Raw genomic sequence first — 16385 nt, forward strand, 5'->3', positions numbered from 1 at the left:
GACGTGCGTATTCCAGAGGCAAAGCCCCGCTAACCAAGCGCCATTTCAACGTTCAGGCCATCCTTACAAGCGATTCATGACACCAGCAACGATGAACCTCTCACGGCAGGTGTCGTTTAGGCGCTACCGACACTACAGAGAGTCAGTCCCCTGCGGGCCCGCCCAGCACGACTCCGGAGTTGAGCCTGCGACTCATTGGTCGCGCGGCACCCACCGCGATGATTTGATCCGCCTCAACGGTTTAGCGGGTGACCCAGCCTTCAACCTCGTTTGCGCCGTACTTGGCTTTCCATTCCTTAAGTAGCCGGTGGTTACCGCCCTTGGTCTCAATGACTTCACCGTTATGAGGGTTCTCGTACTGCTTGACCTGACGGGCACGACGTGGCGCTTTCTCTGCAACTGCCGGAGCAGCAGAGCGTCGGTTGGACTGAGGATCCAAGATGTTGATGATGTCGCGCAGGTTGTAACCGTATTTGCTCAGCAGGTCACGCAGCTTGGTCTCAAACTCGATTTCTTTCTGAAGCTCGCTGCTGCCTTTCATCGCCTCCAATTCGGCCAACTGGGCAGCTAGTTTTTGCTCAAGTTGTCTAAATTCTGCCAAACGCGACATGTGAATACTCCGAAATAGGATAGGAGACTTGTAGAGGATCCTAGCGCAGTTTAAGTTCAAACCCAAATGAAAATTAGGGCCACCAGTCCTCTACTTTCTTGTTACTGCTCCAGTAACCATATTCTGAGTTTGGCAATTCCACAGCCAATTCGATAACGTTCGGAGCACTTACTTGTAGTGGATCAAGCAACTCAACTTGCTGTGCAGCCCAGCTAACCCACATCGCCAATGCCATTTGAGATGCTTCGTCAGGGGGTGATGCTTCAACCGTCGCCTGGATGAACGCACGCAGCCGCTGAGCGCGCTCCCAACTTCCCAAGTTATTCATCAAATTTTGACGCAGTTTTTCCAGGCGACGCTGCTGATCAATCCTGTCTTTCCTAACGCGCTCCTCTTCAGCCCATCGACGTCGATTAGCTTCGTCGTATGATCTTTGAGCTTTCACGGAGGCGGCAATGCGAACGAAGCCCGTCAAAATCTGACCAAGTTTTGCCTCAAGTTTCCCTGTCTTGCTGTCAGTCCAAGTTTTCTGAATCAGCCCCTCAGAACGCGCATCGACGATCAGCGAAAACACACCTGTGGGCTCCCAGCCAAAGCGAGCTGCTCTCATCGCCGTATAGTCAGGCTCCCATCTCTGACCAGGCTTAAAGGATTTGGGAGGCGGCGGTGGGATATCGTAGCGTTTAATCTTTTCCTGGATCGTGATCAGTAGATCCTCCCCCTCCAGGCGAACAAAGGTTCCTTTATCGCTAATTCCCCATGCGTAGCCCAAGGCCTCCCCTGTCTTGATCAGGCTGTCATACAGAATTGCGCAGCGGTCAATTTCCGCCGAAGAAATGTGAGCATTCAAGACCTGCGACTTATCTCCTGCCAACGCGCCGTTGAGCTCCTTGGCTTTCTTCGCTGCCGCCAGCCATTTTTTTACCAAAGGATGGGGGTCAGATAACTCCGTTGGCACGATCAACGTATTAGGGTCTTTGACTGGATTTTCTGGCTTCAGCTTGGCAGCCTTTTGGACATCCAGAACGTGAAACGTAATAGGAGTGGTAGAGGCTGGGGGCTTTGGACGACGCGGGCGCTTCGAGGCTGGCTTGGCCCAGTGGCCCCGGGTGGGCAACGTGATACCCGCTTTGCGGCAGGCCTTCGACAAGCCCACATCTGAGACACCTATTTCCTTAGCGATGATCAGAACGGGTCGTGTCCACACCATTTCAAATAACTGTTGAGGAGTGAAGCTCTTTTCGACGTACATCAATGATCCTTTGTGGCATCCAAAACCTTGTACCAGTCAGCGTAAGGCGTAAGTTCCACCCGACAACGATTGTAGTCAGGACTGCCGTCGTCCCACCAAACGCCCCCCCGCTCGCCCAGCCCTTCTTTGGCAACATTCACTCGCGAATGTGCAGAGTTAAGCATGCTCGAATCGTCAGCGCGCTTGGCCCTTTTGACATCTCGTCGAGCATCCATCACGTCATGCACGAGGCGTTGCCGCTCGCGCTCACTCAGTGAGAGATTCGTGCAGCGCCAGAGCTGACCTTTTACTACGAAATAGCGCCCGTCTGGTGTCGTTGGATGCATAGCGCAGATCTCGTGAGCTAATACCCCACAGACAACCAAAAGGCGCCATAGGCTGCAAAAGGTACTTTGCCAAGCTGAACGCCCAGTCGAAGAGCAACAACGAGCCCGCTACGCGGAAAGCGCGATCCATGCATCGCTGCCCCTCGCAACAAAGGGGCCCTGACGAGCCTGCCGATCACACTCTAGGCCGCTGAATTGGCAATGACGGAGTGGGGCGTCCCGATCAGTGTGGTTGAAGTCAAACGTCTTTTGTTCTGTGGGCGAGCGGCGAAGGCTGTGATAATTAAGGGCAATCACAAGGGCCATACCATGCTGACCATCTCTAATAACGTGCATCTGCCAGATGCCGACATCGAACTGACATACATCCGCGCGCAAGGCGCAGGTGGGCAGAATGTCAACAAGGTGTCCAGCGCCGTGCACCTGCGCTTCGACATTCCCGCCTCGTCGCTACCCGAGTTTTATAAGGAGCGGCTGCTGGCGCTGCGTGACAGTCGCATCACCGGCGACGGCGTGTTGATCATCAAGGCCCAACAGTACCGCACCCAGGAGCAAAACCGCGCTGACGCACTGGCGCGTCTTGCCGAGTTGATCATCACTGCCGGCAAGACCGAGAAGAAACGCCGTCCCACCAAGCCGACCCTCGGCTCGAAGACCCGCCGCCTCGAAGGAAAAGCCAGGCGCAGCACTGTCAAGGCGGGGCGGGGCAAGGTGGAGTTCTAGCCCCTCCAGAAAAGTCTATGAACGCTTACTAGCTACCAGCTTCTCTCGAATCAAATTGAACAGCTCTGCCTGGTACACTGCATCGTCCAACGCATCATGATTGCCAGAGTTTTCAGGATTCACAACCTTTTCAATCTCACTCGACCGAGTCGACTTCCAGGTGCACTGAGCGGTACCGAAGAACATGGACTTGATGTCGAGTGCTGCGATGCCAAAAGGGTTCTCACCCAGGTACAGATGGAAGTAGTAGTTCACGAAGCTCCAGTCGAAGGAAGCGTTGAACCCTACGAACACGACCGTCTGGCCAGCGCCGGCGAGTGACTCAACCCACGCTTTGAACTGTGCCATTGCATCACGAGGCTCCAAGCCCTCGTTGCGAAGCTTCTCCAGTGACAACCCTGTGACCTCCAGTGCAGCCGGAACGAACGCCTCGGAAATGGGCTTTAGCAAGCATGAAAACTGCTCGGCCGGATTCGACACCAGACACGCGCCGATCGACAGCATGCTGTACTTACCCGGGATAGGGCCCGATGCCTCGATGTCGACCGAGACGAATATTTCTTTTTCGACTTTCATAACTACTCCGTTTGAGCTGATGTCTGGATGACTACCGCGCGTACCGCTACCAGACACCAAGCCCCTGGAAAGATCACTGAACTAGTCGGTAAAGAGTATGAGCGAAGCCCCCTCCTCCGTCCCAATCAAACCATCAGCCGCTTACTTGTCTTCCATGACCGGGGATGGCTTCATCTCCAGAATCGACTCGGTCAGATCCTTAAACTCCAGCGGACGATTTGGGAAGGCTTTCGCCATTGCCGATGGATACAGGCGAGTCCGGATATCAGAGTAAGTCCACGCTGGCTGACCGTTGCGCTCACCGGTGACAGTTGCCAAGTCGGTCAGTTGTTTGTCCGAAAGCCCCATGCCAGCCAAATCCATGCTGAACAACTCTTTCCGCTCTGCTGCATCCGGTCGAGTGAACTCTTCAACGATGGCGGCACGACGGCGAAGGGCCGCATCCAGCACGGAAAGTCGGTTGGTGCACAGGATCACCACGATGCGGCCACCATACTTACGAAGCTCATCGACACCTTGAATCAAGGTGTTCACTGCCACCTTGTCTTCGTGGTGACTCTGGCTTTGCGATCGGGAAGCCGCAATTGAGTCACCTTCGTCGATGATCAGAATTGCTCGACGCTTCTTACCCGCAGCCTCAGCAACCTCTGCAAAGGCCTGCGTCAACAACGTGCCCATCTCGCCGACCTTACCGGAACCCCGAACGCGGTTGCTCAACTTGAACAGTACCGAGTCCTCAGCGCGAGAGTCTCGGACGATACGGTTAGCAATGCACTCCGCTGTTGCAGTTTTCCCGGTACCGACGTCGCCATGGAAGATCACCAGGGGATACTGATCGGCCACGAGGTTGCAGATCGGCAGCACACTTTTATGGTGCTGCTTGCTCCACTCGGACAACTGGCCCTGGTTCAGCAACAGCTGGAGTTGGTTCTGCACACGTTCATAGCGGCCAGCAAACCCGAGCAAGACTTTCTCGCGATCAGTCAGCTGGATGTCCGGCAGCTCAATGGCCGAGTCAAAAACGGTGGTAGTGCTCATCGGGTATAGTCCTTACGTTCCATGCCATAGCCATTGCTGGAGTATTCACGCCCACCACTCTGGGTCAGCTGAGAGTGAGAAATATCTGCGTAACTGGTCGACCAACTGCCTTTCATTTTGCCGGCCATCTTTTCCTGAGCTCTCGCATCGTAGGCGTCAGTGGTGGCGAGAACGATCCGCAGTTCTGAGTTCGAGAGTCTTGGCCAGAGGGCATTTCCTGGCCGCTGGTTCGCAAGCGAGCCAGATTCATTGACGTAGAATCGAGCAGCCTTGTACTCGACTCCGTAGCTCAACAAGGTGATATCGACATACTCGAGGTAGCCGTACTTGGCCAGAACCTCAATGTCATGCCCCCATTCACGAGCCTCGGCTTCAGTGATCGCACCGCTGCTGGACGCGATCATTACGAGGTCAGCAGTGATACGCCGCATGACCGCTTCAATATCAGTCGTGGTGAAGGTGCTGGTTTGGGTGGAGGTAGAACTCATGCTGCGTCCTCCACCTTGAAGCCCTTGCCGAACAGCTCTTTCCACACCTCGAAGTCATCCTCCATCGAAGCGAAGTTCGCGGTTTCCCACGACTCCTCGGCGAGCTGAACGATTTCCTTGCGCTCGTCCTCGGTGATACGACTCGCGACGTTGTTCGTGTCGCATACCGGATCGATGATCACTACCGTATCCTTGAATTGCGGCACCCAGCCGTTCTCAGGAAACTTGATGACCTCCTTGAGCCCGGACTGCACGATGTACAGCAGGAAATCCCGGAAGCGCTTCTCCAGCGAGCCAGCCTTGCCGTTCACTTCAAGCACGTGGGCCATGATCAGCTCGACGTGGAAGGACTTGAGTGGTACTTCCTTCCAGGTACGCCAGCGCTTGGCTAGGCGCACCAAGGTGCGAAAGTCTGGATCTTCATCCTTCCGATCCTTTACGAACTTCACCTGACACGGCGCGCAGGTTTCAGTTTTCGAGCCATCGACACGGTCGAACTGCCAGCCGTAGCTGTCCTTGTTCGGGTTCTCGATGACCGGAACGATATCAACCTCCAGCCCGGTACCCACAAAGGTGACCTTCGCTGCCTTGCGCTGGATTTCGAAGTCTTCAACAGACTTGTTGGGGTACAGGTTGACCAGCGCGTCGTAGATCTTTTGGCTGAGGGTCGCGAAGGTCTCTTCATCCACCTTCTGGCCACTGATGTAGAAAACCACGTCCACGTCGGCGGGGTTCTGAGCGTTGGGCCGCAGGATGGTGTGCTTGGCAAATGAGCCGGCCTTCACCACCTTCTTGATGGTGATTTTGTCCTGCTTCTTCAGGCTGTCCTTTAGCGCTGCGATCAACCGGTCAACCTGGGCGTTGTAGGTCTCCCGCTTGTCCTTCGGCAGGCGCAGCACGTTACTGTCGTAATACTTGATCTGAGTGTTGGTGAGTGGCATGTGCCATCCCCTCCTAGAAATGTTGTGTTAGTCGCAAAGCATCCCTACCAGCAGCTACACCACATGCCGACGGATGAGATGGCGCGGCCACTCGAGCACAAGGCCCGAATCGCCCTTACGGCTCACTGCAATTCAACCCTCCTTGCACCATCCGAAGAATTCGGCAAGGAAAATTGCGAACCGCAGCTCGCTAGCGTATTATTACTATACGCATAGTTTTTATGCTCAGTCTAGTTTTTATACGCTATCAAGGTTCGATCATGACAAACGAGTCCAAACCCACGGACGACCAACCCACCAGTAAGGGACGACAAGGAGCACGTTGGGGCCAAGAACGTCGGTTGGAATTCATCGACTATCGACTGCGATGGGACGGCCAGATCAACCGAAGCAGTCTCACGGACTTCTTTGGCATCTCGGTGCCACAAGCTTCGCTGGACATCACTGAGTATTCGAAGCTCGCTGAGAGCAACCTGGAGTACGACACCCGGGCCAGGGTTTACAGGGCGACCGACACATTCAAAGCAGTTTTCTCGTCCACCTCAGTGGAGCGGTACCTGGATGATCTGCTGCGCGTCGCCGTTCAGCCAGAGATCCCCTACGGCAGCTTCCTGGGCTGGCAATCCCCTGTCGCAGCCGTGCCCAAGCTAGGTCGTCGCCTGAACGCAGACATCGTTGGGGCAATCCTCCGTGCGATACGCGAGACAGAATTTGTTGAGGTCTTCTACCAGTCTATGAACGACCCCGAAGGTGGGGAGCGGCTACTGTCACCCCATGCCTTGGTACACGATGGGAACCGCTGGCACGTTCGCGCGTACTGCCACAAACGCAAAGCCTTCCGGGACTTTTCTCTGACCCGTATCAAATACTGCAAATCTGGTGGGCAAGATCGTGATCGGGTCGATGAAGACTACGCCTGGAACAGAATGGTGGATGTGATTCTCACCCCCCACCCTGGCCTCACTCCCGCCCAGCGCAAATTGATCGAGGCCGACTTTCTGATGGAGAACGGTGAGATGCACGTCGAGTGTCGCCGAGCCCTTCTCTTGTACCTCCTGTTCCAGCTCAACCTGAATGAAGACCAAGCCGATCAGAGGCCCGAGGTCATCCAGCTGGCGCTGAAGAATAGGGATGAGATCAAAGACCTCATCCAGTATTAACACCCAAAAAATCAGCCAACACTCAACACCTCAGCTACCGGAATTGTCACGATGGCAAAGCTTGAAAATGAATTCATTCTGATTGCGGGCAGCATCTCCAAAAAGACAGAGAAGGCCTCGATCGATCTCGCGCACGACTTCACTCGCGCGCTCACCAAAAGTGTCCTGGCCGCACAGGGTGGCTTGGTGGTTTACCTCGCAGGGCTTCCTACCAATGAGGGAGGCGATCCGCTGACCTTCGATTGGACGGTGGTGTACGAGGCGGAAAAGTTGTTGGCTGGTTGCACCCCTGCCCGCCAGCTGAAAATCGTGACCTCTAAATCGTCCATGCAGGAAAAAATGACTCCAGAACAGCGGATGCTGATCCGCCGGCTCTCGGCTGAAGACTTCGCGGAGATCATCTACCTCGAGGACGACGTGATCACCGGCGGGAACATTGGAGACGAACAAGTTGAAGTCGCCACAGCGATGATCGCCTTGGGTGGTGGCAAGGGTGTCTCAGACCGCGCCCGCAAAATGCGCAGACATAAGCTTCCCGTGCTGCCATTCGACCTCCAGCTGGGTGGATTCAGCGAGGACGGCCAAGGAGCGCTCGGCCTGCACGCAAACTTCTTCAAAGAGCCCCTGACGATGTTCCCCCTCACCGGCGAGCAAGTGAAGGGACGTCTGGATAGCATGTCTTTGCAGGAACCCATCTACGACCTCGACAAAATCGCTGAGCTCTCCGTAGGCCTCTTCCAGGCTGAAATTGAGGCACGAGAAGCGGCACGGTCTCCTGACCTTCTGGTGATCACAGCCATTGCCATTGAATTGGCAGCTGCAAAAAAAGTGTTCGGTGTCGGCGAAGATGTTCCAGCGCGATTCACCGCCCACGGTGTCCACTATTGGCCAGTGACTATTCAGCGAGCTGACGGCCCACTTTCTTGCGTCATCGCTTCTCTGGGCAATGCTGGCAACGTCAATGCATCCGCCATCACAACGCTTCTCCTTTCGGAGCTGAAGCCTAAAAAGGTTCTGATGATGGGGATTGCAGCGGGCCGGCGTAAAAAGCTGAGCCTCGGTGAAGTTATTTTGTCCGAGCGCGTCGTGTACTACGAAGGGGCGGCAGCGCTCGCCGGTGGCAAGCTTGCGGCGCGACCGGAGATGCCTCGACCTGGGCTTTCTACCCAGCAAGATCTAAACGCTTACTTCGCAACCGCATCCCTACCTGATCGCCTGCAACAACGTGCGAGCGAGCTTGGTTTTGCGATGCCGACTGAGTCCAAAGCCGGCGACGTCGCGGCCCATCTGAAGGTATCCCCAGCAACCATTGCTTCTGGCGAACTACTGATTCGAGACCCGAAGCTTTTCGAGAGTTTCCAAGGGCTTCACGACAAAGCAGTGGTCGCCGAGATGGAAGCATATGGCGTTTTCGAAGCCTGCGAAAAGCAAAGCGTGCCCGTCTTGGTGGTACGCGGCATCAGCGATTACGGTGACAAAAGCAAGGACAACACCTTCCACAAAGTGGCGTCCGAAGCGGCTGCCATTGTGACCCTTGATTACGCCACGCACGGATGGACTCGCAAACTGACTCTCTGAATTATCGTCTCTCGTTGGCGTAAGCGCCCTGCAGTCGTGGGCGCTTGTTCCATACAAGGCTACCTGCTCCGGCGGAATCGCCGGAGTGAACACGGAGGCATCAACGTGACTGAAGACACCCACGCTGCAGAACAGCCGTTACCACCCTGCTCCATTCCTGCGTCGTGCAAGATTAGTTTTAGGGATATTCCTGAGGGTGCTGAATGGAAAGACAAATTCATTTCTGCCGTCAGTGACGTCGTCGTTACCTGTGGTCGAGTCATGGATCTGTCAAATTTGGACGGTGTCACGATTGGCTTCGATTACGATGCAGCGCTGGATTCGTTGGACTTGGGCTATGAGTCAACAATAGCTAAGCAATACACCAACGAAGGTGGTCTCGTGGGAGTCGGTAAATCCCTTAGGGTTCGCCGGGATGGCGCCATCAAGGTGCACGTTGTGCTGAAAGGAAGCGTCCTTCTCGATGTGGCTTTACGAGACCTGGAGAGTGATGAGTTTTGGGCTGCGGCTAACATCCTCGCGCATGAGCTAGGCCACGTTCAGACAGCAAGCTGGTTCGAGGATCATTCCCCGGGAGTGATGTTGGAACCTCATCAGGGGGACTGGGCTACGAGCACCCTGCGGGACACAGCTCACACGATCTGGGAAGAATATGCAGCCTGCCGACTTAGCGCTTTGATCAGTCGGGGAACACTCGTGACTGATAGCTATGCCCAAGGCCTAGAAACATCTCTCGAAGGCGCTGTAGACAGGGCGCGCACCACGATCAAAGAGTTCAGGATGCATGGCGACGTTGCCAGGCTGTTGGTAGAGACAGGGCGCGAAACCGCAATGCCACTGAAAATGGTGGCCTACCTCATGGGTCATCTGGATGGCATTGACGAACCTGTCGACCTTGAGGAACGCTGCCAAGTCCCCAGCGATCTGATCCAGCACTTCGATGCATTGTTAGGTGCACTGCGGGATGCATGGGAAACAAGAACCTCTTGGAATGGCCTTACCAGCCTTGATCCAATCGTAGAGGTCATTGTGGATGCACTTAGGACGGCTGGGATCGAGGTCACCTTGACTGAAGTACCTCCAGGCTCACGTGTTGACGTACCCTACCGAGCAGAGACGCTGCCCAACGGGGAAGCGGATATGGCGATCATACGAATGAGACAAGCGCTGGGGCTCGAATCGTAGATTCCGATCGGCTTTCACGAGTCGCGTATTGCTGCGGCTCGTGAAGTTCTCGCCATGCCTGCCACCTCGAACCAGTAACCACCTCAGCACTTAGGCCGTGTCAGTGCCTTCTTCTGTCAGATCGCTCCAAAATGGTTACTTGTGCATCATCCACTACCGAGGCATGTTGCCCTGCTGCCGTCCATTCATGGAACACCAATCATCGAGGCTAGTAGGCACTGAAATCATCCGGAACTCATTGGGCGCGAGCTTAACCTTGTAGACCGGGATGTCGATTTCGCTGCAGATGTTCAAGATCTCAAGCGCATGAACATCCGAGATTTTAGCCCCGAGATGAACAGCCTTGAGGGGCGCTCGACGGTTGAAGCCTTTGACCTCTCTATCGCCATCTGGAATTACCCAGCGCCATTCACGTTCGTATTGCCAATCTACAGCCTTGCACAACGATGCAGCAATGCCAAAAAGCTCGTTGTAGTCCTTGCCCAAGTGGTGGGCTCTGAGGATGTGGGTGATGTCGAACAGCTTATCTGTGTAGGCGACCGGCCATAGCGTGAGGGTGGGAAGCTCGTTCCGGTGAAGCCGTGTGAAGTCGTACTCCATGGCGAATCCAGTATGGTCGCAGCCGTAGTGGCTCCACATCAGTACCGAATCTATGCGCTCACTCAGGCTGCAGATTTTGTAGCTGCTTTTGAGCTGATCAATGAGGTTGGGAAGCTGCCCAGCTTGGTGATTCGGCGCCAAGACCCCAACTTCGTGAAGCCATTGATCAAGGTTCAGGGGGCATGGCTCTTGAGCCGATGCCAGTGCTACTACCGCTGCAATGGGATCATCGGACACAAGAGCAGTGGCGACCTGCTCATCGCTGAAACCAAGCTCATCGAGTTTTTCCCAAGCAGCGAGCTTACGGTAGTCAATCCAGAAGGCAGTGTCGTATGGGTCGTTGAACTCATTGGCCACGCTCAGATAGAGAGTTTTCTCAGCCAAATTTTTGAGTGCGTACTCGCCGCACCTTCTGATTTTGAAAAGCCGATTGGGCATGTGTAGGGTTTTCCCGTTAACTAGCTTAGGGATGTCCATATCGCCAATAGTGGCTGACGCAAAATTCTCAATGAAGGCTCTTACCCAATCCCTATCCACACGAAATCCTTTTTATATGTGACTCGCTTGAGCCGCAGAAATTAACACATCTAGAGCCACCCTCACCGTTGGCATCTCAATGCTGACTGCCCTTTGGACTGGGTATCGCCCAGTGTCCTGGTTCAAACCTACCGTGGCCATCCCAGCTTGGCCCCTATAGGGTGATTGCATGGAACAGGTCATTAGCATGAGCCAGGCTCGGCGCCGATGGCGTCGTATCCTTCGGCTCGTTGAGCTCGGCTGGACGTTTGTGATCACTAGGCATGGAAAACCAGTCTGCACTATGGGCCGCGTCCCTGAACCTAAACCTCACAGTCAGCCCTGAGTAACACCCAAGGCTCTGGAAGCCTAAGCTGGGCAAGCAAAGCTAAATCTCACCACTATTCTGCTTGAGGAGTTTGCACTCCCCCACCTGCCTAATCATCTCGTTGAATTCTTTCCGACCTTGAATCATCTCTGGACTAGCCTGCATCTCTAAATCTACGAGATTGGCCGCCGGATCAACAACATACGTCTGCGCATCTCGATATTTCAAAATTGCAGACAGAATCAGATACGCGGACTGGGCTTCTGATAAAATATGAGGAGAAATTTTTTCTTCTCACGGCGCAGCATATTATAAGCGCGCATTACTCAGACTCTCAGAATGAATCGCCATTTCTTACAAATGCTTTAGCGAAAAGTCAGTGGGATGACTTGAGTAAGCTCTTATACCCAATTCGAGGCTGGAAAATTGGATCTATTCCGGGACGGGATAGGCGGACGGTGCCAAAAAAAATAAAGCACGTCCGCAAAGTAAAACCCCCACTGCTCCAGCTCTTCATTGCAATAGGTAAATATTAGCCGCCTAGACGCCTGGATAATATTGCCTCGTATAGCCTCAGATATAAAACCGTCAAGATCCGGCCAAGTTATTGGCATTTTCCTGCTCTCTCAATCTAAGCTAGCGACATAAATCTGAATTGCAGTGACACACTGACTCATCTCAGCACGCACATGGCACCCTTTGTACCGCCCAAGCAGTCGTTGTTCCAAACCTGTCATCAAGCTATAGAATTCAGCCGACGAGTCATCCCCTCTAGAAATGCTAATTTCAAATTTGAAATTCTTACTTTTTGCCGCTTCCCTGTTTATCGCATCGCTGACATCCTCAAAAGCTTTCTCTATCACAGATTGACTCAGCATAACCACGCTCCTTTAGTCATTAGGTAATCTCCCCTCACTCGATGTGAGCCGTTCGCCCCGTTGATGCGCATTGAATATAATCTGGAGTGGCACACTGCCGCCAACAACTTTTAGGAGCTCCTCGATGCTGGCATCGGACGATCCTTTCAAACTAGCCGAGCGGTACCAGAACCAGCGAGGGCAATGGGTGGTGGGAGGGCTAGAGACCCAGGTCTTCTGGCCAAACCGCCCTCAACTCGTCAGATTTGAGAACCTTGATTTCCTTCTGCAGCCGGCAGTAGTCGACGACCAGCACCGCAGCCTTCCTGCGATCGCGATTCGAGCAAATGGCTATGGACTAACGGTTAACGAGGGTCGTGCAGCTGTCATGCGCCTAGCCACGGCCATCGCTTGGCGTGAAGGCAAGAAAGTGGACATCGTGATGTGGAGTGGAGGTAGCCACCCCCATCGTGTGGGCAGGATTCTCAACAACGCCTTTACCGAGTGTTTCTCGGGCGAGAACCTTCATGTTCCACAGAGCGGTGAGGCTCGGAAGGCGCTGGCCTACTACCGTGAAGGGCTATCACTCGGTAATCCGTTTTACTCCTTCCTAGGCTTCTACAAGGCCTTCGCACGCTCTCTCCCCAATGGCCGGGAACGAGGGCCATGGATTGAGCAGGCACTGCCCCGAATGACGGACAGAGATGCGATCTCCCGGCGTGAAGAGCTGCAGGCGCAAGGCGACAACATCTCCGAGTACCTGACCACCCAAGGACGTCACGCGATCGCACACGCTGAACGCGAGGATATCGTCGATCCAGACGATCCTGATGACCACCAGCGAATCCACCTAGACAAACCGCTGATGCGCCATCTCGCGGAACTCGCGATGGATGAGCGACTCGGTGTACCGCCACCGTCGGCATATGAACGCGATCACCTGTATGAGCTAGAGGGGTTTCGCGCGTTGTTTGACGACGAGCAGCTAGAAGGGCTTCGTAGAGGTGCCTTCACCGAGGGCCGAGATTACGAACTTCCTGACGAGCTCTATGTAATGGCTCGTAAGGGGCAGACAGCTGTTCACCTCGGTCTCATGCACATGACAGCCAGTTGTATGGATGATGGAAAGGTAGGCATCCAGCTTGAGTCCACCAATGGGCGAGCGTTTTTCGTGTTCTGGATGGATTTCACAAATGAACGACTCATCATCGATCCAATCCAGGGCTGTGGCTTACTCAACGCGACACGGGAGAGTCGAAGCGACATCCAGTCCGAGATCTCACTAGAGGAGTTTAAATTCCTCATCTACTGCAACGCTTCGGTGGAGATTTGGTCTTCCGACCAAGAGCACCGGATGGGCAAATCAGAAGCCTACGTGCTGCCTAACAATTGGAGCCCGGATTTCGCAGGCCATCAGCAAAACATCACTGGGCTCAACGAACTATTACAGGGCATGCCTGAGATTGGAGGCGAGGCCACAGTTTGATCAGGTGGGGCGGGCACTCGCCTTATGCGCCAAGCACTCGTGGTGCGACGGCGAGCAAGCCAGAACTCTTCGGCAGTGAGACCTGGTCTCTTTGCTGACAGCTCGGCTGAGCGCCTGGCTCAGTCTGATATCCACCTCTGAGGTGATGGGCCATTACCCAAAAACACACAAGGAGTACATATGTACTCCTTGTGCTATTTAACCATTAAGACGTGAGGTCGGCGGGTCGGACAGTTCATTCAGCCAGTACGCCAAGGTGAAGGGTGACGTAAGGTGTATCTGCACCTGCGAGGTCACTCTCAGGCCCCTACCTCTTCCATCTTGGCTGAACGTTAAGATTTGCGCCGGCGCATGGGTGCATCTGGCGGGCGCGTCAGCCTCCGTCAGAAACTGCTGAAGGATTGCATCCGCCAAGCTACTTCTGGCAGGAGAGGTTGACTCCTTCTGCCTTGCGAGCGGCTTGAATTCGATCACTTTACCCAACATGGCTGGCTAATCTCACTTCTTGGGCATTCTGGCGGTTTGAATCTGATCCGCGTTCGCTATCAGCGCCTTGGTTACGGCTTGGCTGATGATCTCGTCAACGCCTCCAAGCGTTTTAATGCGCCCTTCTCTTGCGGCCCCTCCCGAGCTTACCTTGCCAGTGCGAGGGTTCAGGTATGGTTTGGTGAATGGATCGGACATGGCGGCACTACCTCCACTAAGACAATCCAACCCCTTAAGCATAGGCCTGTGAAGCTACCGGGGCGGTTTTTGCCGCCGAATGGATCAGCCCGTTTGTCTCTGCTGATGAACCGCCTGAACACCGAAGGCTACCGTGAGTCAAGACCACCCAGGCCCTCTGGGTTTATGCCCTGAACGCCCAATCCTGATGTTCGAACTATGGATCGCCCTTGAAGGCCATCCAAACTGTCTCCATTTACCTCGGATTACCAATCTACCTCGTCCACAAGGAGCCGTGATGACCATCGAGCGCTGCAAGCAAAACCTCCTAGAGGCCTTGAACGATCCTGAGAACAGTGTCATTGCGCTCTCTGGTAAATGGGGTACAGGAAAGACGCACCTTTGGAGGCAGGTTCGAGATGCGTCTCGAGATGAAGCGATCAAAAACTCTGCTGCAGTATCACTCTTCGGTGTAGGTGCCTTAGGCGATCTAAAGATCAAGGTCGCTCAAGCACTACTTCCCAAACTGAAGGACGACAATGCGCTGCTAGCCCAGGTCACCGCTGCGATGTCTGGGATGAAAAAAATAGCTCAATCCTTTCATCGCGGGTTCAGTGCACTGGACGACCTCCCGCTCCTCGCCCTCCCGAGTCTCCTCAAAGAAAAGTTTCTGATCATTGACGACATTGAACGAAAGCACGAAAAGCTCAGCATCGATGAAATATTAGGATTTATCGATGAATGCGTACAGAGTTACGGCTGCCGAATTCTTGTAGTGCTGAATGATGACAAGCTCAAAGACAAAGAAATATGGGAGCAGTTCAGGGAGAAGGTTATCGACCAGGAGCTTCGCCTTGACACTTCTCCGGAGGAGGCTTTCAACATTGCACAAAGTATTATTAGCACTGATTGGTCTGATGAGCTGAAGGCAGCGACGGTAGCCTGCCGCATTACGAACATTCGCATCCTCTGTAGGATTATCCGCGTAGCGAATCGGTTGCTTGAAGGACATGATCAGCTTTCCGATAACGTTATCGCTCGCGTCATCCCACCAATAACGCTGCTAAGCGCCATTTACTACAAAGGCTTAATTAACGGCCCGACCTTTGAATATGTTCTGGGTCATAACGCCGCTGTTTCGGCAATGACCAGGGCCGTTCGTAGTCAGAATGGTGACCAAGAAGAGAGCGAGGAAGACGCGCTTCAGGGCCAATGGGACTCTCTGCTGCGCAAACTAGAAATCCACAATGGCGGTGAATTCGAGCAGCTCGTAGTCGAGGTTCTCCAAACCGGGTTGCTGGATACCAAAAAGGTCAGCGACTTGATTGATCGCTATCAACAAGATGGCAGAGTTCTGAGTGCCAGGAACAAGGTCTCAACCTTCTTCGAACGTTACAACTGGCACCCTAACATCGATGAGATCCAGCTCAGCAAAGAGCTAGAGGGACTGATTCCTGAAGCACAGTTCATCGAAGCACCAACCCTCAGCTATCTAATTGACATTGCTGAGGAGCTCACGGGCAGCACCACCCTAAGCGAAGAGCTGTTGAACGCTTGGTCAACGGCCTTGAACAAAGCATATCCGCAAGGCCTCGAACACTCACCATGGGAATTGTCCAGACCGCTGCGTCCTGAGGTCGAAGCAGTGCTCAATGATGCCTACACTCGTCATTCAAACGCTACTACGCTTGTGGATGCCTGCAATCTGATACGCACAAGCAGAGGGTGGAATACCGCTGAAGAGCATCTATTTAGAACCATCAGTGCAGTGGACTACGCATTTGAAATTCGCGCGGCACGCGGCAATGACCTCGAAGCGATTATGTACCAAAGCATGCAGTTCCTGATCCATAAGGACTCGTATACCTCGAGTTTCGGCGATGTGGCGGATCGATTTCTTGCAGCCTGTAAAGGCATTGTTGTCAGCGATCCCAAATCGCGGCTGACCAAGCTGATCCAAAGGTTCTTTAAGAGCCGTGGAAAAGAAGCTCTGCTGTAGAATCTCCGATTGGAACTCCTGAGGGGTGCCCGCCGCCCCGCTTCATCCTTGCAACCACT

At 54.0% G+C, this 16385-nt stretch carries 16 protein-coding genes; 6 read left to right on the forward strand and 10 right to left on the reverse strand.

The window, feature by feature from the left end; genetic code table 11:
- Window positions 1–241: 241 nt before the first annotated feature.
- From IX761_RS00115 to IX761_RS27030, 3 genes are all read right to left on the reverse strand, one after another.
- Window positions 242–610, reverse strand: coding sequence for a histone-like nucleoid-structuring protein, MvaT/MvaU family (locus IX761_RS00115; RefSeq protein WP_194787544.1), 369 nt, complete (start codon window positions 608–610; stop codon window positions 242–244).
- A gap of 73 nt (window positions 611–683) precedes the next feature.
- The gene (locus IX761_RS00120) at window positions 684–1862 is read right to left on the reverse strand and encodes a hypothetical protein (protein WP_194787545.1); all 1179 of its coding nucleotides are present in this window, start codon (window positions 1860–1862) and stop codon (window positions 684–686) included.
- A complete protein-coding gene (locus IX761_RS27030; protein WP_228533130.1) occupies window positions 1862–2188 on the reverse strand; it encodes a hypothetical protein in 327 nt (108 codons plus the stop codon). Before IX761_RS27030 ends, IX761_RS00120 begins: the two co-directional genes overlap by 1 nt.
- A 309-nt stretch (window positions 2189–2497) precedes the next feature.
- On the opposite strand from IX761_RS27030, the gene arfB reads away from it, so the two are divergent.
- Window positions 2498–2911, forward strand: a complete 414-nt coding sequence (arfB, locus tag IX761_RS00125) for an alternative ribosome rescue aminoacyl-tRNA hydrolase ArfB (protein ID WP_033701529.1) — start codon at window positions 2498–2500, stop codon at window positions 2909–2911.
- 15 nt (window positions 2912–2926) lie between these two features.
- Here arfB and IX761_RS00130 read toward each other — a convergent pair whose 3' ends face one another.
- The 4 genes from IX761_RS00130 to IX761_RS00145 all read right to left on the reverse strand — a co-directional run bounded on the left by IX761_RS00130 (window position 2927) and on the right by IX761_RS00145 (window position 5954).
- Window positions 2927–3487 carry a 3'-5' exonuclease gene (locus IX761_RS00130; RefSeq protein WP_194787546.1) on the reverse strand — a complete coding sequence of 187 codons (561 nt, stop codon included), beginning with the start codon at window positions 3485–3487 and terminating at the stop codon, window positions 2927–2929.
- A 141-nt stretch (window positions 3488–3628) separates the two neighbouring features.
- The gene (locus IX761_RS00135; protein ID WP_194787547.1) at window positions 3629–4525 is read right to left on the reverse strand and encodes an AAA family ATPase; all 897 of its coding nucleotides are present in this window, start codon (window positions 4523–4525) and stop codon (window positions 3629–3631) included.
- Window positions 4522–5013 carry a hypothetical protein gene (locus IX761_RS00140; RefSeq protein WP_194787548.1) on the reverse strand — a complete coding sequence of 164 codons (492 nt, stop codon included), beginning with the start codon at window positions 5011–5013 and terminating at the stop codon, window positions 4522–4524. Before IX761_RS00140 ends, IX761_RS00135 begins: the two co-directional genes overlap by 4 nt.
- Complete coding sequence (locus IX761_RS00145) at window positions 5010–5954, reverse strand: CBASS oligonucleotide cyclase (RefSeq protein ID WP_194787549.1); 945 nt, start codon at window positions 5952–5954, stop codon at window positions 5010–5012. The genes IX761_RS00140 and IX761_RS00145 overlap by 4 nt, the downstream gene beginning before the upstream one ends.
- Before the next feature lie 341 nt (window positions 5955–6295).
- Here IX761_RS00145 and IX761_RS00150 point away from each other — a divergent pair, with 341 nt between their 5' ends.
- From IX761_RS00150 to IX761_RS00160, 3 genes are all read left to right on the forward strand, one after another.
- Window positions 6296–7114 carry a WYL domain-containing protein gene (locus IX761_RS00150; protein WP_194787550.1) on the forward strand — a complete coding sequence of 273 codons (819 nt, stop codon included), beginning with the start codon at window positions 6296–6298 and terminating at the stop codon, window positions 7112–7114.
- Window positions 7115–7165: 51 nt separating this feature from the next.
- On the forward strand, window positions 7166–8692 hold the full coding sequence (locus IX761_RS00155; RefSeq protein ID WP_194787551.1) for a purine phosphorylase: 1527 nt from the start codon (window positions 7166–7168) through the stop codon (window positions 8690–8692).
- 105 nt (window positions 8693–8797) lie between these two features.
- Complete coding sequence (locus IX761_RS00160) at window positions 8798–9877, forward strand: hypothetical protein (protein WP_194787552.1); 1080 nt, start codon at window positions 8798–8800, stop codon at window positions 9875–9877.
- 153 nt (window positions 9878–10030) lie between these two features.
- Here the strand turns inward: IX761_RS00160 and IX761_RS00165 are convergent, their stop codons facing one another.
- Complete coding sequence (locus IX761_RS00165; protein WP_194787553.1) at window positions 10031–11014, reverse strand: DUF2971 domain-containing protein; 984 nt, start codon at window positions 11012–11014, stop codon at window positions 10031–10033.
- A gap of 933 nt (window positions 11015–11947) precedes the next feature.
- Window positions 11948–12199 (reverse strand): hypothetical protein, encoded by a 252-nt coding sequence (locus IX761_RS00170; RefSeq protein ID WP_194787554.1) that lies wholly within the window; start codon window positions 12197–12199, stop codon window positions 11948–11950.
- 124 nt (window positions 12200–12323) lie between these two features.
- Here IX761_RS00170 and mauJ point away from each other — a divergent pair, with 124 nt between their 5' ends.
- A complete protein-coding gene (mauJ, locus tag IX761_RS00175) occupies window positions 12324–13664 on the forward strand; it encodes a methylamine utilization protein MauJ (RefSeq protein WP_194787555.1) in 1341 nt (446 codons plus the stop codon).
- Between the two features lie 498 nt (window positions 13665–14162).
- Here mauJ and IX761_RS00180 read toward each other — a convergent pair whose 3' ends face one another.
- Complete coding sequence (locus IX761_RS00180) at window positions 14163–14348, reverse strand: hypothetical protein (RefSeq protein WP_194787556.1); 186 nt, start codon at window positions 14346–14348, stop codon at window positions 14163–14165.
- 277 nt (window positions 14349–14625) lie between these two features.
- Here IX761_RS00180 and IX761_RS00185 point away from each other — a divergent pair, with 277 nt between their 5' ends.
- On the forward strand, window positions 14626–16326 hold the full coding sequence (locus IX761_RS00185) for a P-loop NTPase fold protein (protein ID WP_194787557.1): 1701 nt from the start codon (window positions 14626–14628) through the stop codon (window positions 16324–16326).
- Window positions 16327–16385: the final 59 nt, after the last annotated feature.

Origin of the sequence: Pseudomonas sp. UFMG81 (genome assembly GCF_015354575.1) — a bacterium.
GTDB lineage: Bacteria > Pseudomonadota > Gammaproteobacteria > Pseudomonadales > Pseudomonadaceae > Aquipseudomonas.

Coding starts and splice junctions, on each gene's coding strand:
- IX761_RS00135 (WP_194787547.1), bottom strand. CDS start 4,525: ATGAGCACTACCACCGTTTTTGACTCGGCCATTGAGCTGCCGGACATC.
- IX761_RS00180 (WP_194787556.1), bottom strand. CDS start 14,348: ATGTCCGATCCATTCACCAAACCATACCTGAACCCTCGCACTGGCAAG.
- mauJ (WP_194787555.1), top strand. CDS start 12,324: ATGCTGGCATCGGACGATCCTTTCAAACTAGCCGAGCGGTACCAGAAC.
- IX761_RS00145 (WP_194787549.1), bottom strand. CDS start 5,954: ATGCCACTCACCAACACTCAGATCAAGTATTACGACAGTAACGTGCTG.
- IX761_RS00140 (WP_194787548.1), bottom strand. CDS start 5,013: ATGAGTTCTACCTCCACCCAAACCAGCACCTTCACCACGACTGATATT.
- arfB (WP_033701529.1), top strand. CDS start 2,498: ATGCTGACCATCTCTAATAACGTGCATCTGCCAGATGCCGACATCGAA.
- IX761_RS00155 (WP_194787551.1), top strand. CDS start 7,166: ATGGCAAAGCTTGAAAATGAATTCATTCTGATTGCGGGCAGCATCTCC.
- IX761_RS27030 (WP_228533130.1), bottom strand. CDS start 2,188: ATGCATCCAACGACACCAGACGGGCGCTATTTCGTAGTAAAAGGTCAG.
- IX761_RS00120 (WP_194787545.1), bottom strand. CDS start 1,862: ATGTACGTCGAAAAGAGCTTCACTCCTCAACAGTTATTTGAAATGGTG.
- IX761_RS00130 (WP_194787546.1), bottom strand. CDS start 3,487: ATGAAAGTCGAAAAAGAAATATTCGTCTCGGTCGACATCGAGGCATCG.
- IX761_RS00170 (WP_194787554.1), bottom strand. CDS start 12,199: ATGCTGAGTCAATCTGTGATAGAGAAAGCTTTTGAGGATGTCAGCGAT.
- IX761_RS00115 (WP_194787544.1), bottom strand. CDS start 610: ATGTCGCGTTTGGCAGAATTTAGACAACTTGAGCAAAAACTAGCTGCC.
- IX761_RS00185 (WP_194787557.1), top strand. CDS start 14,626: ATGACCATCGAGCGCTGCAAGCAAAACCTCCTAGAGGCCTTGAACGAT.